The sequence below is a fragment of the Methanosarcina horonobensis HB-1 = JCM 15518 genome (assembly GCF_000970285.1).
GTDB classification, from domain to species: domain Archaea; phylum Halobacteriota; class Methanosarcinia; order Methanosarcinales; family Methanosarcinaceae; genus Methanosarcina; species Methanosarcina horonobensis.
In genome coordinates, this window is the sequence record NZ_CP009516.1 from 567,315 (window position 1) to 590,209 (window position 22,895).

Annotated in this window: 25 protein-coding genes; 11 read left to right on the top strand and 14 right to left on the bottom strand. The window is 41.6% G+C overall.

Going from position 1 to position 22,895, the window contains the following annotated elements; all coding sequences use genetic code 11:
• Positions 1-79 precede the first annotated feature (79 nt).
• The 10 genes from MSHOH_RS02435 to MSHOH_RS24490 all read left to right on the top strand — a co-directional run bounded on the left by MSHOH_RS02435 (position 80) and on the right by MSHOH_RS24490 (position 7,283).
• Positions 80-775: a DUF1538 domain-containing protein gene (locus MSHOH_RS02435; RefSeq protein ID WP_048137067.1), complete on the top strand. Its 696-nt coding sequence runs from the start codon at positions 80-82 to the stop codon at positions 773-775.
• Positions 772-1,506: a DUF1538 domain-containing protein gene (locus MSHOH_RS02440; protein ID WP_048137069.1), complete on the top strand. Its 735-nt coding sequence runs from the start codon at positions 772-774 to the stop codon at positions 1,504-1,506. The genes MSHOH_RS02435 and MSHOH_RS02440 overlap by 4 nt, the downstream gene beginning before the upstream one ends.
• Positions 1,496-1,861, top strand: a complete 366-nt coding sequence (locus MSHOH_RS02445) for a P-II family nitrogen regulator (protein ID WP_048137071.1) — start codon at positions 1,496-1,498, stop codon at positions 1,859-1,861. The genes MSHOH_RS02440 and MSHOH_RS02445 overlap by 11 nt, the downstream gene beginning before the upstream one ends.
• A 365-nt stretch (positions 1,862-2,226) precedes the next feature.
• A complete protein-coding gene (locus MSHOH_RS02455; protein ID WP_048137075.1) occupies positions 2,227-2,484 on the top strand; it encodes a hypothetical protein in 258 nt (85 codons plus the stop codon).
• A gap of 1,020 nt (positions 2,485-3,504) precedes the next feature.
• Positions 3,505-4,290, top strand: a complete 786-nt coding sequence (locus tag MSHOH_RS02460) for a DUF7139 domain-containing protein (protein WP_158024023.1) — start codon at positions 3,505-3,507, stop codon at positions 4,288-4,290.
• A 1-nt stretch (position 4,291) separates the two neighbouring features.
• On the top strand, positions 4,292-5,389 hold the full coding sequence (locus MSHOH_RS02465) for a cell division protein FtsA (RefSeq protein WP_048137080.1): 1,098 nt from the start codon (positions 4,292-4,294) through the stop codon (positions 5,387-5,389).
• Positions 5,390-5,686: 297 nt separating this feature from the next.
• A complete protein-coding gene (locus tag MSHOH_RS02470; protein WP_048137084.1) occupies positions 5,687-6,082 on the top strand; it encodes a DUF2178 domain-containing protein in 396 nt (131 codons plus the stop codon).
• Positions 6,072-6,275, top strand: a complete 204-nt coding sequence (locus MSHOH_RS02475) for a helix-turn-helix transcriptional regulator (RefSeq protein WP_048137085.1) — start codon at positions 6,072-6,074, stop codon at positions 6,273-6,275. The genes MSHOH_RS02470 and MSHOH_RS02475 overlap by 11 nt, the downstream gene beginning before the upstream one ends.
• 409 nt (positions 6,276-6,684) lie before the next feature.
• The gene (locus MSHOH_RS02480) at positions 6,685-6,864 is read left to right on the top strand and encodes an MM0924 family protein (protein ID WP_048137086.1); all 180 of its coding nucleotides are present in this window, start codon (positions 6,685-6,687) and stop codon (positions 6,862-6,864) included.
• 242 nt (positions 6,865-7,106) lie between these two features.
• Positions 7,107-7,283 carry an MM0924 family protein gene (locus tag MSHOH_RS24490; protein ID WP_204245375.1) on the top strand — a complete coding sequence of 59 codons (177 nt, stop codon included), beginning with the start codon at positions 7,107-7,109 and terminating at the stop codon, positions 7,281-7,283.
• 194 nt (positions 7,284-7,477) lie between these two features.
• On the opposite strand, the gene speB is transcribed toward MSHOH_RS24490, so the two are convergent.
• The 3 genes from speB to MSHOH_RS02495 form a co-directional block, all read right to left on the bottom strand.
• The gene (gene speB, locus MSHOH_RS02485) at positions 7,478-8,353 is read right to left on the bottom strand and encodes an agmatinase (RefSeq protein WP_048137088.1); all 876 of its coding nucleotides are present in this window, start codon (positions 8,351-8,353) and stop codon (positions 7,478-7,480) included.
• A gap of 77 nt (positions 8,354-8,430) precedes the next feature.
• Positions 8,431-8,817 (bottom strand): translation initiation factor IF-5A, encoded by a 387-nt coding sequence (locus MSHOH_RS02490; RefSeq protein ID WP_048137090.1) that lies wholly within the window; start codon positions 8,815-8,817, stop codon positions 8,431-8,433.
• Positions 8,818-9,282: 465 nt separating this feature from the next.
• The gene (locus MSHOH_RS02495) at positions 9,283-11,004 is read right to left on the bottom strand and encodes an aldehyde ferredoxin oxidoreductase family protein (protein WP_048137091.1); all 1,722 of its coding nucleotides are present in this window, start codon (positions 11,002-11,004) and stop codon (positions 9,283-9,285) included.
• A gap of 164 nt (positions 11,005-11,168) precedes the next feature.
• Between MSHOH_RS02495 and MSHOH_RS02500 the strand changes: the two genes are divergently transcribed.
• Complete coding sequence (locus tag MSHOH_RS02500) at positions 11,169-11,606, top strand: NUDIX hydrolase (protein WP_048137092.1); 438 nt, start codon at positions 11,169-11,171, stop codon at positions 11,604-11,606.
• 131 nt (positions 11,607-11,737) lie between these two features.
• On the opposite strand, the gene MSHOH_RS02505 is transcribed toward MSHOH_RS02500, so the two are convergent.
• The 11 genes from MSHOH_RS02505 to MSHOH_RS02555 all read right to left on the bottom strand — a co-directional run bounded on the left by MSHOH_RS02505 (position 11,738) and on the right by MSHOH_RS02555 (position 22,629).
• Positions 11,738-12,370 carry a matrixin family metalloprotease gene (locus MSHOH_RS02505; protein WP_239451172.1) on the bottom strand — a complete coding sequence of 211 codons (633 nt, stop codon included), beginning with the start codon at positions 12,368-12,370 and terminating at the stop codon, positions 11,738-11,740.
• 417 nt (positions 12,371-12,787) lie between these two features.
• Complete coding sequence (locus MSHOH_RS02510; RefSeq protein WP_048137098.1) at positions 12,788-13,282, bottom strand: carboxymuconolactone decarboxylase family protein; 495 nt, start codon at positions 13,280-13,282, stop codon at positions 12,788-12,790.
• A 143-nt stretch (positions 13,283-13,425) separates the two neighbouring features.
• Complete coding sequence (locus MSHOH_RS02515; protein WP_048137102.1) at positions 13,426-14,361, bottom strand: methanogenesis marker 7 protein; 936 nt, start codon at positions 14,359-14,361, stop codon at positions 13,426-13,428.
• A gap of 1 nt (position 14,362) precedes the next feature.
• Positions 14,363-14,995, bottom strand: coding sequence for a methanogenesis marker 17 protein (locus MSHOH_RS02520; protein ID WP_239451173.1), 633 nt, complete (start codon positions 14,993-14,995; stop codon positions 14,363-14,365).
• On the bottom strand, positions 14,970-16,217 hold the full coding sequence (locus MSHOH_RS02525; protein ID WP_048137106.1) for a methanogenesis marker 15 protein: 1,248 nt from the start codon (positions 16,215-16,217) through the stop codon (positions 14,970-14,972). Before MSHOH_RS02525 ends, MSHOH_RS02520 begins: the two co-directional genes overlap by 26 nt.
• On the bottom strand, positions 16,214-16,717 hold the full coding sequence (locus tag MSHOH_RS02530) for a methanogenesis marker 5 protein (protein WP_048137108.1): 504 nt from the start codon (positions 16,715-16,717) through the stop codon (positions 16,214-16,216). Before MSHOH_RS02530 ends, MSHOH_RS02525 begins: the two co-directional genes overlap by 4 nt.
• A 5-nt stretch (positions 16,718-16,722) precedes the next feature.
• Entirely contained in the window at positions 16,723-17,166 is a 444-nt protein-coding gene (locus MSHOH_RS02535) for a methanogenesis marker 6 protein (protein ID WP_048137111.1), read from the bottom strand.
• Between the two features lie 154 nt (positions 17,167-17,320).
• On the bottom strand, positions 17,321-18,913 hold the full coding sequence (gene mmp3 / locus MSHOH_RS02540; RefSeq protein WP_048137113.1) for a methyl-coenzyme M reductase-associated protein Mmp3: 1,593 nt from the start codon (positions 18,911-18,913) through the stop codon (positions 17,321-17,323).
• A 41-nt stretch (positions 18,914-18,954) separates the two neighbouring features.
• Positions 18,955-20,568 (bottom strand): methyl coenzyme M reductase system, component A2, encoded by a 1,614-nt coding sequence (atwA, locus tag MSHOH_RS02545; RefSeq protein ID WP_048137114.1) that lies wholly within the window; start codon positions 20,566-20,568, stop codon positions 18,955-18,957.
• 248 nt (positions 20,569-20,816) lie between these two features.
• Complete coding sequence (locus MSHOH_RS02550) at positions 20,817-21,617, bottom strand: HAD family hydrolase (protein WP_048137115.1); 801 nt, start codon at positions 21,615-21,617, stop codon at positions 20,817-20,819.
• A 118-nt stretch (positions 21,618-21,735) separates the two neighbouring features.
• On the bottom strand, positions 21,736-22,629 hold the full coding sequence (locus tag MSHOH_RS02555) for a presenilin family intramembrane aspartyl protease PSH (protein ID WP_048137117.1): 894 nt from the start codon (positions 22,627-22,629) through the stop codon (positions 21,736-21,738).
• Positions 22,630-22,895 lie beyond the last annotated feature (266 nt).

The window sequence follows — 22,895 nt, forward strand, 5'->3', positions numbered from 1 at the left end:
AATTTAAGTTTGCTTTCACATATCTTCGATTTGCAATATTTGTAAAATATTTTACTTTATAATTTGGTGGAAAACTCTTATGATGAGGGATTTTAAAGAAACCTTTCTCGAAGTTATTCAGGCAGTATTGCCTTTAACACTGGCAGTGATAGTGATCATGCTAGTGTTCACAGGTTCAAACCCGGTTCATTTTGTATCCTTTTTATCCGGCACAGTGCTGGTCATAATGGGAATGACTTTTTTCCTTATGGGTGTCAAACTGGGGATGCTGCCAATAGGTGAGGCAATCGGAGCTGATTTGCCAAAGCATGGTTCACTGATATTTATTGCAGTAGTAGCGTTTTTACTCTCCTTTCTTACAACGATTGCAGAGCCTGATGTAAGAGTTCTGAGCAGTATGATTGATTCAGTTTCAGAAGACAGCATAGACCGTAATTTACTGCTCATATCAATAGCTTTCGGAGTAGGATTCTTTGTGACCGCTTCCATTCTCAGGATAGTCTACGGAGTCTCGATAAAACATCTGTTTGCAATAAGTTATCTAATCATAATCTTACTGTCCTTTTTTACACCGTCTGAGTACCTTGCTATTTCCTTTGATGCAGGAGGCGTGACCACCGGACCTATGACCGTACCTGTAATTATGGCCCTGGGGATCGGGACAGCTTCGGTGTTGCAGGAGAGGTCTCAACTTTCTGAAGGTTTCGGGCTCATAGGTTTTGCATCGATAGGTCCCATACTCAGTATAATGCTGCTGGGGGTGCTTTCTTCATGAATTCTGCGAGTACAGAAGGAATATTGCTTGTGTTTCTCGAAGTTATTCAGGCACTTGCCCCTCTCGTGTTATTTTTTATAGTGTTCCAGTATTTTTACCTGAAGCTGCCTAGATCACAGTTGATCAAGCTCTTTACAGGAATATTTTTTACTGCAACCGGGATGATCTTATTTTTACACGGAGTCTATAGTGGTTTTTTCCCTGTGGGGATGGAAATAGGTGAATTTTTTGGTAATTCTAACAAAAAAAGCCTGTTAATCCCTATAGGTTTTGTCCTTGGATTTCTTGCCACCTTCGCAGAACCTGCCGTAAGAGTATTATGTTACCAGATTGAGGAATCTTCCAGTGGTTATATCAGTTCGAAACTTATGCTCTATACACTTTCTTCCGGAGTTGCTGTATTTGTTTCCATTGCGATGACAAAACTTGTTTACGGAATTCCTTTCATTTATATTATAGTCCCAGGATATTTGTTTGTCCTTGTTCTGTTATGGTTTTGCGACAAGGATTTTATTGCTATTGCATTTGACTCAGGAGGGGTTGCAACGGGTCCTATGGCTGTGACATTCCTCATGTCAATGGCAGTCGGAGTAGCCTCGGTGCAGGAAGGCGGAAATCCCATTGTAGACGGTTTTGGCCTGATTGCAATGATAGCACTTGCACCTATTATCTTTGTTATGCTTCTGGGTGTTTATATAAGATTTATCGGAGGTAGAAATAATGTCGAGTGAAGGAGATTTTGTATTAGTCGTAACGATTGTAAAAAAAGGATGGGGCGATGATGTAGTCAAGGCTTCCAGAAAGGCCGGTGCCCAGGGTGGAACAATTTTGTTTGGGCGAGGTACAGGTATACATGAAAACAAAAGTATCCTTGGTCTGATGATAGAACCGGAGAAAGAAATCGTACTTACCATCGCAGAATCGGATATGGTAGATATTATCCAGAGTTCTATTACCGAGGCAGTAAAACTTGATGAACCTGGAATGGGTATAGGATTTGTGCTTCCTATAGAGAAAGTGTTTGGCATTTCTCGCTATTTCTGTGACGTCCAGGACACATTACAGAAAAATCTTAAATCACAATAACCTCTTACCTGAGGGTAAATATGAATACCTTTTTCCCATTTGTGTTTATTGAAGCATCAAGAAAAACAATCTCATCTGTTGTGTCTTTGTGTATAATTTAATTATATCTGAGACATTTATTGACTATTTAATAATCTTGACGAGAATCAGGTTTGGTGGTTTTCATAAATGGAGAGAAAATTGAGAAAAGGATCTTCGAAGAACTTAACTTTATCAAAAAACAACTTGGGGAAATGAAAGAACATATGGTAGACATAGATGCCCTACTCACTGCAGAAGAAAAGGAGATTGTTTCTAAAAGCTTTGAAAACGAGAAGAAAGGAAAACTCATAAACTTTAAAAACTTTTAATAACCGGAGTTTAAAATGTTTGAAGTTTTCCTTGACACTCAAGTTCAAAATTTTTTGAGATCTGCAGACGGAATTACTTTTGCACGGGTCAGGGAAGTCTTTCAAGAGCTTGCCCTTGATCCTGTCCCTCGGGGTGCAAAAAGAACAATTGAGAGTCCGGAAAAACTTTTCAGGCTGAGGTCCAGACATTTAAGGTTACTTTATAGAATTAATTATGAAAAAGAAGCAGTTGTAATTCTGATTATCGAACCTTTGATTCGTATGTATCGCTAAATAAGATTAACGGGAAAAAGCTTAATATAGGCTAAGTTAAAATAAAGTTTAAAAAAGCATGCTTTAACGTGCAGAATACATACTACAGATCTGTTGTAATAAAACAGGAAACTTGAGACTAACGATACAGTTGTGACTGTGGAATAAATCCGGTGAGATTATATCTTAAACATTTATCCAATCACTAATTTTTGCAATTCTCCTCTTTGCTTTCTCCCCTTTCCTGAATCAGAGCTTTTTTGTTTCTTGATTGGTTACTTAAAATACGGGATCAAAAGAAGCAAACTTTGAGTCCTGGGGCCGGCTCATCTACTATATATTATTGAAGAAAATAAAAAGACTTTAAATTTGCTCTCTTACCATAGCACTTATAATTCTGCTTGGGTTGCTTAGCATGTTTTTCCCTAATTTATGAGACGATCAACGTTCTACCTTTTCCTATTATAGCCTGTTGCATCAATCATTTCATCCAGGACTGGCCGCAGAAAATCAAAAGAAGTACAAAGAGGCAAATACAAAATATTATTTCAGCCTGTCTTAAAAAATTGTCAACCATAATACTATACCACCAACATATTTTGTATATTATCTCCTGTTTCATCTTTTAAATGTATTTTATATTGTCTCGCATTAGTTTATACATCTGATGACATATCAATTTAATTGATATTGTAAATCTAGTTTTTTCGGCTAAACAACTAAATTAATTTACTAATGTTTCTTTGCATATTTCACCTCTCTGGCTTCCAAAATATAGAAACCTCGCTTCTATCTATATTGTTTTTTTCTTCCATTTCTCTTTGAATATTGATCAATTTTCGCAATCTTCCGGCGGTCTCTTTGAGATTAGTCGGACACTGTGATTGAAGAGCATCTCTTCTATATATGGAATCTTTTCCTATTCCTATACCATTATTGCCGGATCATTTTTTTTATTACAATATTTTTAAAATTAAAAAGTATCTTTGTAAAAAAAACAAAACATTTTTATATTTCACTGCCCTGTTATTAATGGTGTCAATGAAATCCAAAATAAGCCACTATTTTGCATCGATGGCGCTACTGTCCGGTTTTCTTTTGGCGCTAACAGGTATTGTTTATGCTCTTTCTGTAAATCTTACCAGAAGATCCGATCCCGGAGAAATAGCCATCACTTATGGTTTTATCGGTTTCGGGTTATCCCTGATTCTTACGGGTATCAACCTGATGATCAAGAACCCGAAAGAATATCATCTTCATATTGTAGGAACAGGGCTTGTCCTTAACTGTATAGGGATTGGAGCTTTTCTTGTACTTTACCCGCAGGGTTATCCGGTTTGGGTATACCCTAACGTTACTTATGTGGCAGCTGTATATGCTGGGGGTGTCTGCCTGCTTGCAGGAAATGCCTTTGCAAATACAGTTCTGAATTTGATTGAGGAAAGAGCAAGACAACTTTCTGAAATAGAGTCTGAAAAGATAAAAAGTCACAGTGAACACGAAATCGAGAAAGAAGTCCAGAGAACCCTCGCTAACTCCTTTACGAAAAAAGATAGTTTTTCGAAGTTTAATATGGACTTAAAAGACACCGAATATGATTTTATTCTCGGAAAAGGGCTCTTGGAGTCAGAGAAGAAAATCACTATTCAGGATGAAATTCCTGAAGTTGAGAACCTGAAGTTTGCCAGTACCGGCAAGCATGTAGCTCTCGATGAAGGGCTTGATTCAGCGTCACTGCTACTTGCCCGGGCAACCAGTACGCCTTCCAGAGGCAAACAAACTAAAGGATTACTCCATAACAAAACGAAATTTTTGAGGAGACGTTAAAATGGCTAAAGGCCTTGATGTAGGAACAATGAATATCATATGTGCTACAAAAGGAAATGGCTCAATTTCCTTTTCCCAGCAGAGAAACGCATTCCTTGAAATGGAATCAACTGACCTTACAAAACAAATGCTAGATAATGGAAGAGTACTATACACCCAGAGAGGAGGCGTTATTAATGTTCTCGGAGAAGATGCCTTTAAGTTCTCAAACGTATTTAATAAGCATATCCGAAGGCCCATGAAGCAGGGAATTATAAGTCCTGAGGAAAAAGATTCCATTCCTATGATCAAGCTCATTATTGAAAGGGTACTCGGACTCCCTGACAAGAAAGACGAACTTCTGTACATTTCCGTCCCTGCAAATCCTGTGGATAATCAGCTAAATGTGCTCTACCATGGAAAAACCGTAGAAGCCCTTGCCACAAAACTCGGGTATACTGCCTGCCCTATTGATGAAGGACTTTCAGTCGTGTACTCTGAACTTAGCGATTCCAATTTCACAGGAGTCGGGATAAGTGTAGGCGCAGGCATGACAAATGTAACCGTAGCCTACATGGCAACCCCGATTGTTTCCTTCAGTATAGCACGCGGAGGGGACTGGATTGATGAGCAGGTCGCAATTGCCACAGGCATGGCAAAGGAAAGAATCACCTACATAAAAGAGACGGACTTTTCACTGTCTGGAGAACATGAAATAGGAAGTGTCCAGGGAGCACTTGCTGTTTACTACGATGCTCTTCTGACATATGTACTGCAGCATCTCAAGCGCAAACTCTCAGAAACCGCTCCGCCAGATGCTGAATTCCAGATAGCAATCGCAGGTGGAAGTACAAGGGTCAAAGGCTTTACAGAGCTGTTTGAGGAAAGATTAAAAGAAACTGATCTACCTATCAGGATTTCGAGCATTAGAAAGAACAGGTTTAGCACATCAGGAACGGACTCAAAGGACCCCCTCTACTCAATTGCAAGGGGATGTTTGATTGCTGCTCTCTCCAAGGAGGCAACTCTCAACCCGGATTCCTCGTCCTCATCTGAAGCCCACGATTCGAAACACTCTTCTCACAAGCCCGAACCTATAGTGGTCACTAACCGAAGCTGAAATATCAAAACTGATATCTGTGCATTCGAAGGAGGGTAGAAACCCTTCTTCAAATCTTTTCTTCAAGACCTTTCTTCAAATTCTACCTGCGGAATTTTTTCAGTTTTTTAGTTTTCTTCCTGCTCCGATATCTTTAAATAACGTATTCTCTATTCTACATAACGTAAATAAAACATTACATTATGTATGCTTAACTTGACTATATGTCTTTAGAACTTTACTTAGGAATTTAACAAAATCGATGTTAATTATATTAATTAAAATTATAACTGAAAAATATCCAGGCAGGTTTTTCAAATGAAGCAAAAACAATTCAGGATAATCTCTCTCCTGATCGTAATGGTCATGGGAGCCGTAGTGGGTTTCTCGGTATCGATAGGAAATCCGGTACTTGCAGTAGGCGTCGTACTTGCAGGCATGGCAGTTATGTACAATTTGAAACAAATGCTGGAAGATGTGGTCGAAGATGAGAGAATTCACCAGATCAGCCAGAAGGCTTCGCAGGTTACTCTCCAGATAGTTATGACAGGGCTTGCTCTTGGGGGTGCAGCCCTGATAGCGATGAGAGAGGTTTATCCAACATATACCGATCTTGGTTTCTTCATGGCATACGCAGGCTGCGGGGTTCTTGTACTTTATTCCCTGTTTTACAGATATTACAACAGGAAATATGGTGGCTTTGATGAAGAATAATATCAAAGTTTACAGGGCGATGCACGACCTTACCCAGGAAAGTTTGGCTGAGAAAGTAGGAGTAACAAGACAGACAATACATGCTATTGAAAAAGGAAAGTATGATCCCTCTCTTGACCTTGCTTTCAAGCTTGCCAGACTTTTTAACGCAAATATCGAAGATATTTTTCTCTATGAGGGTAACGAGAACTGAGGACTTCCCTTAAAAGGGCTTGTTCCCTAAGTTTCCGTCTTATTTTTCTCAAAGGCCTATATCATAACATTTTTTCCAGCTAAACTTAGCTTTCCCGAACTCTTCCACACAAATAAACCTGAAGTAAAAGATCATATAATCAAGATTTTATTTTTGTAAAACCACTGTCCGGCAAAGAAGTGAGATTTCAGTACGTAAGTTAATTTTCTTAATAAGGATTTAAAGCCGCCGCATCCGGAAAATCAAAATTAGTTTTTAAATAAATTTATAAGGAATGAACAGGTAGTTAATACAGGTATCTGTTTCCAGAATCTCGGTTTGAAAACCGATATATCTAAAGCAGTGGTAGACAGGTAACAGACAGATAAAACAGCTACTAAAATAAGAATCTCAACGGGAGTCAAGAAATATGATGCAATCTTTTATAGTGGAGCATTATCTCAATAGTGCCGTAGATGTTTACTGTGGTGGGCCAGATATCTTCAGGGGAACCGTAAAAGCCTGTGCAGACAATGTACTCACCCTCGAAAACGAAGGAAAACTGACACATATAGCTATAGATAAGATTATAGCTTTGTGGGCTCAGTAAATTCGAAAATTGCAGATCTCAAACAATTGTATAAGAATCAACCGGGAGCAGAGAAAGGATATTAATGATCCTTTTCTGAACCTTGTTACAGTCGAATAATTTTCTGGACTGAAGGATTAGCTTAGTTTCTTCATTTTAGCTCAGGCTTTTCACTTAGCTCAGGCTTTTTGTTCTTCATACTTGGGATGGAAACTGATCCTGATTCACAGAACCAAACATGAAACACATTGAGGTGTAAAAAAATGCAATCTTTTATAGTGGAACATCTTCTTGGTGAAGTTGTGGATGTCTATTGCGGAGGTCCCGATGTTTTTAACGGAAAGGTGGAAGCCTGCGCAGACGATGTACTCACTCTCGAAAATAAAGGAAAATACACGCATATCACAATTGATAAGATCATAGCTATCTGGCGTACGTAAGATGGGAAAAGAGTGTAATCAAGTCAGATCTTTTTGAACAGAGAGCTGTCATAATAGAGCAGTTAAATAAAAGAGCTTGGTAGAGGAGAAATCCATAAATGGATACTTAAATCTATAAATGGATACTTCATCCTTTTCCGCAACTTTTAGCAAAAAGCTGAAATTGCTCTATCGCAACAGTCAACTGTATATGTTTATGTTTTGATGCAGCTTTTTGCATGAGAGGCGATGAACTCTCTCATAAGTTTTGCTCCAAGCATGGCTGTCTGTCCTGAATCATATTCAGGGGCAATTTCCACGATATCAAAAGCCATTGAATAAGGAGCAAGAGTTCTTATCGCAGTCCTGACATCCCTGGCACTGAGCCCGAAAGGTTCAGGTGTGCCGAGTCCGGGAGCGTAAGCAGGATCTATTGCATCCATATCAAGGGAAAGATAGATCTGACTGCAGTCCAGCCATTCAATAACTTCTTTAAGGACTTCTACCATGCCTATGGATTCGACGTCATCTGCCGTGTAGTATTTAAGGTTATTCTCCCTGGCAAAAACCCATTCTTCTTCGGGTCCGCTCCTTATGCCTATAGAAACAAGATTCTTTGTAACATTCTCCAGAATATTTCTGGATACACAGGCGTGGTTATGCTTGAATCCCCTGTACTCCTGCCTGAGGTCGAAGTGGGCATCAAGGACAAGGACTCCGAAATCATCTCCTGCAAACTCGGCACATGCCCTGACCGTAGAATAAGTCAGGGAATGCTCGCCTCCTAGCATAATAGGAAGCTTTCCGTCGTTTAACAGAATCTTTACTTCTTCGTAAAGATCCCTCAGAGTTTCATCAACCAGGGCTGAAGTCTCCAGATTTCCTGCATCATAAATCGGAAGGTCTACAAGATCTATGTCGAACACAGGGTTATAACTCTCAAAATTTGCAGAAACCTGCCTCATCGCGTCTGGAGCCCAGCGGCTGCCTGCACGGTACGAAGAAGTGTTGTCAAAAGGTACACCGAAAATAACATATCGTGCAGATTCGTAGTCTGCAAGAGCGTCTATAAAGGAATTGGGTAAAAACATATTCTTACCTGATGTAATTATTTATTAAAAAAAGAGCTCAGGCTGTTAACCTGAGTTTTTGCCTGTTTTTCAGGGACTTATGTTCTTATATCGAGTTTGACTTTTCCGAGGGCTGTGATATAAGACACCTCTTCACCCTCTTTTACTCTGTCCTTGTATTCATCGGGGATTATAATCTCAAAGGTTGAGAAGTCTCCCATGTCCATAAGCTGGGCAATGTTTCCAGTAATTGAGATTATCTGAGCGCTCTTCCTTTCCACGATCGGGACATAGATTTTATTTGCAACGGAGCCTATGTAGGAACGTTTCTGGCCGTCAAAGAGGCCTATAGCCTCTACCCTTGCCTTTGCAGCTCCATGTTTCCCTGGTTTGGACTTGGTAATGCTTTTTATAACACATGCTTCGTCGTCAATAATTACATATTTCCCTTCTTTAAGGTCTTTTACTTCTACCTGCTGTTTCATAGTGATTCTCCCTTACGTTTTAAGATCTATAATAAGCTGTAAACGCCATACCGGATTTGATCGAAAGTTTTTCAGTGTCAATTCCGGCGAAGTGGTATAAGAAGGCTTTTCTAATTTTTAAGCCTGTCTACCCTTTCATCCATACTTTGCTTAACTGCTCTGTATAGAAAAGCTGGAAAGTAGTTACTACCTGAATGCCTGTATAACTTCACAGGTCGAGACTAATACGATTAATTATCCTAGAGTATATAACGCTTATGCGAGATTTTGTTTTTTCGGGCATAGTTTCAGATAAAATATTTCGAAATATTGGTCAATTGCTCTAATTAGGGTAAGCAGTTAAGGTTTAAAGGACAAAAAAGACCATTTAAATAAAATCTGTATGGACTCTATTCCGAAAAATATTCCGATGAATATTCCGAATATTTTTCCGTATGTAAAATCCTTGACTACGCTCATTTTTCTTTAACAGCCGATTTCCAATTCTCCAAGTTTTTCCCGAAGGGGTACCCCCTCTTTATCCCAGCCCCGATAATGGTAATACTCCTCAAGGGCTGCCTCAAATTCCTGTCGTCTTAAGAATCCATTTCCTTTTTCTGCACTGCCAGCTTCGAACAGCCTTTCAGGAAGGGTATCGTCTTTTCGCGTGAAACCCGCTTTCAGATTATAAATTCTCTCCAGATTCCAGATCCTTTCTCCCGTTTTCAGGAGTTTGGCAGGTGAAATTTCTATCTCGGCACCGGAGTGTAAAAGGGCTGAACAAAGCTCTTCGTTGATGGCAAAAACCGAGAACGGGCAGAGCACAAGTGAATCAAGTACAGCAGTCAGGTTTTCAAAGACCTGCAGAATTCCAGCTTTTCCTTTAAGGGCGAAACGGTCGAGAAGTAAAGGTTTTCCGAGAACCTCCGGTCCTATCATAAAGGCTGTAAGGTAATCTCCACCATGACAGGAGGTAGCATAAGCAAGAGCCTGTCCTTTAATCCTCCTGGGATCAAAACCTGCAATTTCAAGTCCTTTCACGTCCATACTCAGGTCTTCTCTCTCCCGGGCTGAGAAATATCTCCGTGCTCCTTTCCCAGGCTCGTTTCCTTCCCCTATTTCTTCAAGCAAGGTTTCAATTCTCTTTGCTTCGATTTTCTCTGACTTGAATTCTGCAAGAGCACCGAGTACGGAACCTGCAGAGATAGGGTCAAGTCCGTAATCTTTACATATCCTGTCTGCCAGGAGCACCGAGTTAAAATCCGGATTTTCAAGGTTAAACCCGAAAGCCCATAGAGAATCGTAGTCAGGTAGAATTTGTCCTGTCTTCCTTATCCTTCGTTTACAGCCCAGGGGGCAGGCAGGGCAGCTTTCCTTCTCAAGTTCAAGGCTGGATTTAATATACTCTCCTGAGAACATATCCGCAAAAGGAGTTCCTCTCACGGAAAAGTTTCTGCAGGGAATGAGGTCCATATAATCCAGAAGTTTTACAAACGCAGGAGTACCATACTTTGCAAGTCCTTTGGAGAGTACAGGATTTGCTTCAAAAAGTTTCAACGTTTTTGTCTTAAGGTTTTCAAAACTTTCGGGGCTGGCAGGTAAGAGTTCTTTTTTTCCTTTTACGGCCACTGCTTTCAGCAGCTTTGAGCCTGCAACCGCTCCCAGGCCTCCCCTCCCGCTGTGAATGGAATCGATCACAAAAGAAGAAACAAGAACTTCTTTTTCTCCGGCCCTGCCTATGCAGGCAACGCTTCCTTTATCTTTCAGGGCATCAGTACATGCTTCTGTGTTTTTTCCCCAGAGACTTCCTGCATGTGCAATTTTTATTTCTTCTCCCCTTATCTCTACAAAGGAAGGACTCCCTGCTTTTCCGATAATAACCAGGGCATCGATTTCAGCTTTCCTTAGTTCCCTCCCAAAACCTCCACCTGCATTCCAGCTGAACACCGTGCCTGTGAGAGGGGATTTTGATGTAATAACCGCCCCTGAGGACATGGGAACAAGACCTGTAAGCGGTCCGGAAGTAAAAACAAGGGGATTTTCCGGGCTGAGGGGGTCAATGTCAGGTTTTGCAAGCTCGCTAAGCAGTTTTACTCCCAGTCCCCTGCCGCCTATGTACCTGCGAATTAACTCTTCATCGGTACTCTTAACAGTAATCAATCCCGAGCTAAGGTCTATGTATATTGTTTTTCCTTTCCAGCCAGTCATATCAAAATCCCTTTTTCAGATCTCTTTACCTTTTCAAATCTCTTCATCTTTTTCGTAATTATTTCTGGTGCTTATCTATTGAAGATAGCCTTTAATTAGAATCCGTATCGTGAAAATCTTGAAAGAGCCAGTCTTTAAGAGAAATAAACCTTAGATAATATTACATGAATCTGGAGAAACCTTATGTTGTTTCTGTATACGCCCTTGTCCGGAACGAGAAAGGAGAATTCTTACTTCTCAGACGCTCGGAAAACTCCCGCACTAATCCTGGAAAATGGGATCTTCCAGGCGGAAAGGTGAACCCGGATGAGGCGCTTAAAGAAGGGGTTACACGCGAGGTATGGGAGGAGACCGAAATTTCAATTGTCCCGGGGGATATTGCAGGGGAGGTAAACTTTGAGCTTCCGGAAAAAAAGGTTATTGCTATTGTATTTGATGGGGGATACGTTGTCTCTGATGTTAAATTAAGTTACGAACACATGGAATACGCCTGGCTCTCTCTTGAAAATATTCTTTCAATGGAGGAGCTTCCTATTTATTTCAGAGATTTCTTCAAAGAGTTTGCTAATGAGAATAAACCTCCTTCTGACCTTCCTATCTAACTGGAAGGCTATTCGTTAAAGACAATTTTACATTTTTTCCGGAATATTTCTAATTTTTTGAGATTTCTTAAGATATTCTAAACTTTCCAGATTATCTGAAGCTTTTCAGGAATACGTTTCTCAGCGTCTACTCATGTTTCTTCATTGAAGCACTCATCCTCAAGTTTTTTTCTTTTTCTCCGGCTGTACTGCCAGCTTATTCCAAGGAACAGGAGAACTATAAGAGCCAGAAAACCCGCAGCACGCAGCAAGCTCCCGTACTTGCTCAGCAATATGGGATTTATATTATCTCTCATTTCGTACTCTGGGTACATTATATCCCTTGGGTTATTGCTATGTCCGAGACCAAGAGCATGCCCTAACTCATGCTTTGAAATAGTAAGCATTGTCGAATCTCCATACTGGCGCCATCCTCTGCCCTGATAGTTTCCAACCTCAAGGACCATATCTACTTTAACGAAACGGTCTCCAGATATTCTTGGTTTTGCATAACCTGCCACGCCCGAAGGAGCACCTTCGATACTCTCCAGGTTTTCAATCCATCTTATTCTGATGTCTGCTTCTTCGGAGTCAACAATCTCAAAAACAGGGGTATAGTCGAGATTCCCGTTTCCTCCTTCTTCCCAGTATTTGAGGGCTTTTTCTATCTGCTCATAGTACGTAGGACTGTAATGGAGTGGGGTATTTTCATCGTCTATGTATACTGTAATTGGGGAATGATCCCAGGGGTTATCAAGAATCTTTTCCGAACCTGTTCCGGACACAGCTGAAACGGCAGGTATAAAAACTACCGTTAGTAGTACGAAGGATAAAGTTATTAGATACTTATTGTTCCGGTTAATGCGAGTAAACCCCCGTATCGTTAATTAATTTAGTTTATTTTTCTTTCAGGTAATCCTGCTGTACGGGTATGAGGTATAATTTCTGTGCTAGTTTTAATAGTTTACAGAGTGAGTTTACTAAACCTAAAAACGTCTTTCCAAAAATAAGTTTTAAAGTTATAAGAACCTTGACCCTGAGAACCTTGCAGCCATCTATTTAATGTCTATCTGGATCCAGGCTTACAACGCGATTTTTAACTTTAAGCAGATAAAAAGACCTTTTTTAAAAATAAATCTTGAAAATTGAACTTCTGATAGGTGAACCCTGAGAAGTTAAACTTCCGGAGCTTTGCTCTCTTCTTATTTTACATTCGCTCCGGCTATATTACATACCTCACAATCAGGGTCGCAACATTGCTCTTCTTCTTTTTCTTTATCTTTTCCATTTTTTTTCTCATTTTCATCAGGGAATTCTGAGGCTAAAGCCCTTGTACTTTCTGCAAGTACTGCGGCATTGGATAGGGATGCTCCTATCATTATTGCAGAAAATATTTTTTCTTTCGGAATTCCTTTTCTTTTTGCTATTCTTAAATGCATTTTCAGGCAATGTTCACAGCGAAGGGCAGAAGCCACACCAATGGAAATAAGCTCCACGGTTTCCTGATCGAGATTTTTAAACTCGCGCATTATGGAGTTGTCATAAAGGGTCTTCGGAATGAAGATCTCAGGGAGATCTTTCATAAAATTCATAATATACGGGACTTCTCCATATTGCTTCCGGACATCATCAAGGAGCTCCGGAATGACTTTCTCGGGATCACTTTTCAAAATTTCCACAATATCCTCAAGTTCCATAAGAAACCACCAGCATAGATTAACGTGGAAACCGGGCTAGACACCGTTTTCCGGGTCGGGCTTTACAGTTTTAAGGATAAGTGAAAAGGCACAAACCCAGTAAAAATGTAAAGTAGATACTTTTTAGCTCAACAGAATCCGGGTCAAATTGCAAAACCAACGTCAGACTTAGATTTGATTTTTATCAATATATAATTTTTCATTTTTGACCTGGAAATATTTGCAAGCTCGGAAAGAGTCACTCCTTCATCAAACTCCAGATTTTCTATTTTTTCATGGAATTCGTCATACGGCAGTTTGACTCTGAGTCCATCAAGCTGAAGGGTGAGCGGAGCAGGGGAGAGGACGGTGCGGATTTCCGGAACCTGGTTTTCGATCTCCTTCATAACCCGCGCAGGAAGCACTGCAAGCGGATCTTTTGCCTGCTGTTTGCGGATATTGTCCGCTATCTTTGAGACTCCTTCGTTAAGGCTGTCAAGGGCATTAACTTCCTCGGTTCTTCTTAGTCTGTGAGAAACTCTTCCGATATTACCTATGTAAAGGTCTGCTCCGGGAACATCTTCCGTTTTCAACTCAACAGGCCCTCCGGTAACTACAATAGGTATCTCAATGCCTTCAAAAAGCTTCGGCTTCTTCTTTGTAATGCAGTCGCTGAAAGACCCGAAGGTGAATACCGCAATATCATGCTCGTTAATCAGTTTCCTTTCGTAGTCCATTGACAGGGATACCCTTCGCCCCATTCCTCTTGCGAGCCCTATCATGTTTGTATTGGCTCCGGGGTGGCGGAGGTATTCTGCTACATCGCAGGCTGAGTGAGGAAGATGATGGGAAGCAAGCGTAGGGGAGACAACTGCAATCTCCACACCTGTAAGAGGTGCTTCCATCAGGACTCCGAGAAGCTCGTCCGAGAGCTTTTTTACAACATTAACGTCTTTTTCAGGGATAAGCATTATAAGATTGACTTCAGTCCCGGTAACCACTTTCTGGATTATGTAGCCTCCGAGGTCTTCCATCAGTTCGATTAAAAGCCCGTGCTTATGGACTCCACCGGTGTAAAGATAGGGTAGGAGTACAGCCATTTTATTTTTCCCCTCCTTCCGTCAATTCGTCGAGCATTGCTCCTGCTTCTTCAATCCACTCACGTTTCAAAGCTTCTTCGGATGCTACGAAAACAAAGTGGTTACCTTTATACAGGTGGTAGCGAACTCTGAAACCTTCGGGAGTTGCCCGGATTGCGAAATCCACGAGGTTTTCATGGAGCCTGTGCCTGGGGTCTGCAACCATCATTTCTTTGATAAAAGCAGCCTCTTCCGCAGGCTTATCCGTACTTATGGTTACAGTCCAGCGGTCAGGCTGGCTGATGTTTGCTTTTCCGTAGCGTTCCCAGAGTTTTACGAGCAGTTCCGGGATGTACTGTTCTTTTTTGATCGAGATTACCACTTCACCGGCGACAGGCTTTGATTCTACATCGGCAATATCAATTGTCGTAACCTTGGTGCCTACATCCCTGAGGATGATTGCCATCTGGAAGAGGGAGTCTTCAGGCTTCAGCACTACCTTTATCCTTCCTATTGCAGGGGCAAGCTTGAGACTTGCAAGGTTGTCCTCAATAATCTTCCTGTAAAACTCCTGCTCCGAATCAATTGCTGACTCGACAACAAAGGTCTCAAGCGAATCCATTCTGACCTCACTCCTCCACATAGCCTGAGGCAAGAAGGGCTGCTCCTACCGCCCCTATGAGGTGGGAGTTTTCTGGCACAAGGACATCGATCTTAAGGAGCCTTCCAAGGGCTTTTGGTACTCCCTCGATCAGGGAAGATCCGCCCACAAGGATCAGCGGTTCTCTTACGTCTACTTCCTGTAGCTGTTGCTCATAGATCTGCTCTACCACACTATAGCAGGCAGCAGCTGCCACGTCTTCAGGAGTAGCTCCTCTGGCAAGGGAATTTACAAGGGACTGAATCCCGAAAACTATACAGTAGCTGTTCATGGATACATTTTCATGCATGCCTTTAACTGCAAGAGCCCCAAGTTCGGTAATATCCACACCGAGACGCTTTGAGATCATTTCAAAGAAACGTCCCGACGCTCCAGCGCAGATTCCGCCCATTGTAAACATTCCGGGAATTCCGTCTTCAACCGAAATTGCCTTGTTGTCCATCCCGCCTATATCGATAACTGTTGCAGGACCTCTTTGTCTGTCCGCAAGGTAAACTGCTCCTTTCGAGTTGACGGTAATTTCTTCCTGGATAAGCTGGGCCTTGAAGTGATTTCCTATAAGGAATCGCCCGTATCCTGTCGTGCCCAGAGCCTGAACTTCTTCTCTTGAGACTCCTGCTTCTTCAAGAGCCTGAGAGTATGCTTCTTCGGCGCTTTCAAGGACTTTTGTTGTGGGCACCCAGCCTTTACCTATTATTTTATTGTCCTTCATAACCACGGCTTTCGTGGTTGTTGATCCCGAATCTATTCCTGCGGTCAGTCCTTTTTGAACTTCCCTTGTAAGAAGGTGCCTGCGTCTGACAATTGTGGTCAGTGCTTCCAGGCGAGTGAGAAGAGTACCTGCAGTGGTACTCTCGGTAAAAGAATAGCTAATTACCGGAATATTCGAATGTCTGTGGATGTACCTTCTGACCTCGTTTCGTACGATAGCTCCTTCGGCGCAGCGGAAGCATGTAGTAATGAAGACTCCGTCCACATTGGTCGTGCCTTCAACTACAGCCTTTGCCCGTGCCATCATAAGTCTCAGGTCTCCGCTTGCAACCTCAAGCCCGAATTCCCTGCCAATGGTATCTATGGATGCAACATCAATTTCAGGGAACACGAATTTTGCATTTACTTTGGCTGCTGCCTCATCAAATTCAGGCTGAACTCCTGCATATTCGGAGCCACAGGATACAAGGGCGATCTTGACAACTCCGGAATCTTCAGCGCTCATTTTTTGTCCTCCTTTTCTTCCGGTTTTTCCTCTTCTGCCTTTTCCTCTTCTTCTGATTTTTCTTTTGGCAGCGAACTAAGGAATTCCGCGATTTTGTTTACAAAATCACGGGCTTCTTCGTCAGACTCCGGGTATTTTACTTCAAGTATAGGGACATTTTTTGAGCGGATAAGATATTTCATTAACTCATTTGTGCGATTACAGCCCACGCAACCAAAATTTGTGGGCGGGTTTTCAACTATAATTGCAGCTTCCGTTTCTTCTATCAGAGGTCCAATAAGTGCCATTCTTCCCCTTACTCCAGCCGGCACTTCAATTGCAGCATATTTAAGACCCAATTTAGGATCTTCAGAAGTGATATTGATAGGAGGAGAATCCAGGCTAATGTTTGTAACTTTTTCTCTTATTTGGCTCATCATAGTAAGGGGTTTGTGCCCGAAACGCTCAACCAGGTCGGCAAGAATAAGACTGTTTATAGGGTAAATGAAAACTTTTGCCAAAAAATTCACCTCGAAAGTTCCGCTTCAATAATTTTTTCCAGATCCGAAACTTTAAGCCTGCATTTCTCCTTTGGCTTCTTTTTTACGGACTCACTTGCTTCCAGTTCATCAAGTGCAGCCCCTATGGCAGGGAGCATCTCAACTTCTTCCCTGAGGAAGTGGAATCCTGGTCTCGGACCTCCCCCCCGGCTTGCCCGGCAGCGCCTCTCGTCGCCTGCAGGGAACCCTCTATCTTTTACAAAAATATGATTCTTATCCAGTTGACGGATATTTTCGACCACTGCAGTAACGTCCTCTTTTGGGCCCGTTACAATCAGTCCAAAGCAGGTCTCCTTTACAGTAACCGGAAACTCTGATTCGTATATCCTCATGGCTGCATCTGCAGGCAGCACTTTATCCGAACTGATTACAATATATTTTGTAATCTCTTCATTTTTTGTCTCTGTCATTTTCTGTCTCTCCTTAGCTTCGGGAGACTTCACCTGTAATAAACCTAAATATGTGAATCTGCTCAAGCATCAGATACTTACTTCGTTTATGTATTAATTTTTATTATTGCATTATCATTTTAATTATATGGACATTTTTATATTTTAACAATTATTATTCGTCATGATTTTCAGTTTTCTGGTTATAAGCTTTTCTGTGTGCAGCTTCACTTATGTATATCGCATCTCCTTCTTTGATGCCTCTTAGTCTCTCAGGTTCGATTATCCTGCCGATAATGTTCGTTGAAGAGAACTTTTCTCCTGTGGGGCCGAAAAGGTCGTCATTTACAAGTCTGACTCCTATGGTTCCCATTCTCTTTGCTGCCTGGTTTGTGACCCCTATTTCTCCAGCCAGTACCCTGTCAGCTGGAGTGTTTTCCGGAAGGACCTCTTTATATTTCACTACTTCTTCTTCTGTTTTGAAAAGGTAAGTATCATCATATATCATATAAACAGGGAGTTTTCCGACAGTTTTTGTCTTGAGTCCGAGTGAGTGGCGGAAAAAGTCCACAGATTTCGGAGCTCTTTCCGAGTAAAGTTCAACCTCAACGAGTTTTTCTCTGGATACCGCGTAGGCAGTCACCTTTGCTTCTCCGAGAATTTCGAGGGTTGTTGGCGGGTCCTGTCTGACAATTACTGCATCTTCTCCTGTATACCCATCCCTTATCAGTTCGATTCCTATCGAGGAAAGTACAGGCTCTACCTCTTCAAAGCCGTGCCCGAGCAGGACAATCTGGGGAGGAAGGCTTTCTATTGACAGTTTCTGCCCCTTTTCCGCAAGTTTGATAAGTTCAAGCCCTTTTGTTACCTGCCCCACTACAGAATGAACAAGGCTTGAAGGCCGTTCCTCTCTGGAAATGTAAGTTCTTCCTGTCCCGTATCCTACTGTCCTGACTGAAATTGCACCTTCTCTTCTCTGTTCAAAGTTTTCGTAAGGAACAGATACTTCTCTCAGGCTGTCGTCAGAAATAAATGAACTGGTAACAACATCCACCTTAAGAGTTCCTTCACGGGTCAGGGAATAGAAGTGTTCTGCACCCACAGGAGCATTTCTGGAAAGCTCTACTTCAAAATAAGTGAATACGCTGTCTTCATCCTCGAGAAGAGTCGAAAGGTCAGTTGTGCACTTTTTCTCTGCAATCTGCTCCCATTCTATAACCGGTTCTATGCTCAGGATAGAGTCTTCTCTTGAAAGTTTGGAGATTATTTTTCTTCCGGTTACAATTGTTGCAAAAGCACCATCTTCGGGAGATCCATATTCAGCAGTGTGCTTTTTTCTTGACAGGATAAGATGAGTGTTATGAGGATCAAATCCTCCTGCTCCGAACAGGACGTCAAAAGCTTCAAAACTCCCTTTTTCACGCGAAGGTTTTATGTCAGCTTCAAAAGGTCCGAAAGCCAGAGCTTCAGGACTTTCCCAGTGGATATTCTTTCCTTCGTATTCTTTATAGTGTTCTGCCCATAATTTTCCGGAGGATGATTCGGGATCTTTAATTTCTATTATCAGTTCCCCTCTGGGCGTGTTGATAGCGTATTCGGTGATTTCTTCCGTTCTCTTCTCAGCAGCCTTCTTAAGAATTCCAACTGCTGCACCGGCTATGTAGGGGGCTCCGGAAACTTTAAGGGTGTCTCCAAGGGTAGAGCCTGCGGGCAGAGTATAAATTTGCCCGTTCACCTCTACGCTGATCTCATTACTCGTAATCGGCACCTCATTTTAGTATTTTTCCATACTAAGAGGTGGCAGCATATTTATATTTCTTCTGCAGCTTGGATCTTCTCTTCTTCAGTAAGCTGAGTAAGCACGGTTTTTGGTTTCCCTATATCTACGATCTTTCCGTCGCGCATAAGTGCAACACGATCGCAGATCTCATTTACAAAGTCCATATCGTGGGAAACAACAACAAAAGTCTCTCCTATTTCTTCTCTGGCTTTAAGGATAGAGTTTGTTACCGCGATTTTTGTGATCGGGTCCATGGTCCCTGTTGGCTCGTCCATAATGACGATCCTTGGCTCTTTGATCAGAACCTGTGCAAGTGCAATTCTATGCCGCTCCCCTTCACTCATTTCATCGGTCATTTTGGGTAAAATAGCTTTTGCCTTGTTTTCATCAAACCCGGCAGCCTTGAGGGTGATTATGGCTTTTCTAACCCCGAGTTCGAACGGAAGATCCAGGCTGATGGATTCTGTAAGATTGTCTATTACAGAGCTGTGGGTATAAAGTCCGTATTCTTGGTGCAGGAATCCCATATACTTCGTTGCCCTGCCTTTGTTTTCAACTCCCAGCTTTGTCATGTCCACCCATTCGTCTCCTACACGGACTTCGACTTCTCCTGACGTGGGTGGTAAAATCCCCATAAGGATTTTTGAAGTCGTGGTCTTGCCTGCTCCGCTTACTCCGACAAGTCCGAAGATCTCTCCTTCCTTGACATCAAAAGATATATTGTCCACAGCTCTTACCACACCACGGTCTACTGAGATATAGCGTTTTGACAGGTCCCTTACCCGGATAATAGGTTCACCTACCAGAGAGTTCTTTTCCTGCCTGACCATGGATGCGCTTTGCATGAAGATCGCTGAAACTTCAAGAGGGTTTCCTTCCTGGATGACTTCCCCGTTTTCAAGCAGGATTGCCTTATCTGCCAGTTTCTCAATTACTTCGGGCCAATGAGAGGTGAGTACCATGCTCATGTTGTAGTTCTTAACGGCATTAATAATAGCTTCGTGGACCAGTTTTGCAGTCATGGGGTCAAGAGTACCCGTAGGTTCATCGGCCAGGAGGAGAAGCGGGTTTCTTACAAGCTGTCTTGCAAGCACAACCCTCTGTTTTTCTCCCCCTGACAGCTCCCTTGCCACATGCATCATGCGGTGGCTCAGGTTCACCTCTTCAAGGAGTTCAACCGCTTTTTTCATGGCGTCATTTCCCTTATACCCGATTTCGTTCAGGGAGTTTATGACGTTTACCAGAACTCTTTCGTCCCCGTAAAGGGCAAAAGTTCTCTGGAGCATGATAGCAATGCGTTTGGTGATATCTTTTCTTATAGGGTCGTAAAGAGAAAGTTTTATGAAATCAGCTTCAAATTCATCAAGTGTCTCTCCACACACAGGGCACTTCTGGCCTACCCTGCTCGGACGTTCTATATATCCGCACTTTTCACAGCGGGCCAGATGATAAATTACTTCACCTGAGATATTCTCAAAAGATTCGGTCCCGCGCAACACATGCATCAGGATTGTTTTTCCGGATCCGCTTTTTCCCAGAATTCCAACGACTTCCCCTTCGTTGATACTTAAATTTACATTTTTCAGGGCTTTGAGACCATCGAAGTCTACAGTTAGGTTTTTAACTTCAATAAATACTGGCATGCATTTTCCTCCGCAAATTATGAGCTGCATCTAAATCTGGTGGCTTTCTCCCGCCTGCCTGGGTGTATCGCTCAAGAGTGAAAAGTAATTACTTCAAAGTGAAATCTCGCATTAACATGACCAATAAATTTCACACATATGGGCAACAAGTAGATAAGAATAAACATTACATAAACATAACGCATTATTTTGTCACTGTGAACATCCATAACCAATATCAGTTGGCGAATCTGCCGGATTTTTGTTCTTTATATTCCTTTTACCACATCCACAACTTTTATTATGTCGTCGAGTACCACATCTGCTGCTTGCCTGAGTTCTTCCGGTCTTTTATCTCCCTGCTGGACTGTCATTATTCCCACGTCTGCTGCCCTGAGCGCCAGGATATCATTAATTCCATCCCCTACCATAATTACTTTCTCATATCTGCTTTTGAGTTCAAGCACAACTTTCTCCTTCATAAAGGAATCCGCAAAAGCAAAGACCCTTTCTATTGGGATATTTATTAACTCCGCAAGTTGAGCAAGGGCAGACATCCTGTCTCCGGATGCTATATATGTATCAACTTCCATGGTCTGAAGTATCTGAACGGTCTGCAAAGTCTTGCTGAATACCTGCCCTCCCGTACTGAGCACATAGGGTATTTTTCTTGCCTCCGAGTCTACTATCAGACCTGCCGCAAGATAAATACTGTCAGGGCAACGGGCTGTAACTGCTTTGAGAACATCATGCACATCTCCCATAAAGAGGGAAGCTCCTTTTATGACCTCATACGCAATATCCGGGGTAAACTGTCCTTTTGAACAGCTTACACCTATTGAAACTCTATACTCCCTTATAAATTCAAATAAAGACATCTCCCTTTTTGAGCGCAGGATTATTTCTTTCTCTGTATTAAGAGCTACAAGGCCGCAACCGTTTTTCTTTGCGACAATGGCAGTGCTCTCTATATTTTCAAGAATAATCCCTGTACTGGGATCTTTTGCAACTCTATACATGTGTAGAAGAGTTCCGGCACTGTCAAAGACCACTGCGATTCTTCTGGCCATGTCAAATGATTTATCTGTAAAATAAAAAAATCTTTTTGAAAACAGGAAAAAATAGCCGGGAAAAGAAAATTTATAAAAATAAATGAAGTTATTATGTTAAACTTCTGTTTAGATTCCTTTACAGGATTGAGGCCCCAGAAAGCAGGACTCCGGCAAAAAAACCGAGAATTGCTCCTGAGTTCAGGAAGGGCAACCCTGCCTGAGGCTTTCCTCTCATTACCAGGATAGAAAGGAATATGTGTCCTGCAAGAGTTCCAAGCATTGCCCCGAGTACAGGGTATGATAATCCTCCGTTTTCAATGAATACGTTTGCGGAGACTACCAGCAGGGTGGGCATAACTGCATCGCCGAGGCCCATGAAAAAGGCTTCGCGTTTTTCTCCTCCTTTAAAACTTTCTTTAATAAACGAATAATCCGAATGTTTTGGAATTATGAAAAGAATGGGAAGTTTAAGATCCATCACACCTTCAGCCATGGTTATCATATGTTTTGTCTTATATACTGAGATTGCATCATAGACTGCAAGGAGTACCAGAAGGATTACTACAGGGATAACGGAAAGGGAAATTCCTATCAGGGCACTGACTCCAGCTGCTATGCAGACTCCAAGAATATCTATTATATACCATTCAGGGTATTTGTAAAGCAGGACTGTCAGCCCTATAGATATCAGGATTGAAAGAATATCTTCAAAACCTGAGAGAGAAGGAACCAGGGTGAAAAGTGCGAAAAACACATAATATAGAGTACTTACTATAGCGAGATATATGAATAAGCTGATGATCCATTTCATGTTTTTCTTTATCGCTATCAGGACAAAAAGCGTAAAAATCAGGATCATTACGATATAATAAATTGAATTGGAAACCTGTGTGGGGTCCTCAAAAGCCTGCATTTCATTAGTTTCCATCGGCATTGACAAAAGCAGGGCAAGAATCTGTACTATCAGGATTAATCCTGCCATAGAAAGGATCGGTAAATAATCTTTAAGTGAATGTTCGCTGGAACTCAATTATTAAACTCCTTATTTCTTGACACTATGCATCTTCTATTTTTATTTATATATTTACTCTATCCTCTATCTTAAGTTTTTATTCTCTTTTTTATATTTGTCCATTTAACCGATTATCCATCTTATTTACGTTGTTTCTGCAATTTTACTCCTGATTTGTAAGCTCTCTTGGACTTTTGTTTTATAAAACTCCCAGGATTCTGTTAGTTCACCTTATTCTGTTCCCAATTATTCTCTTTTATATATTTTTGATTTTTACCGGAAAA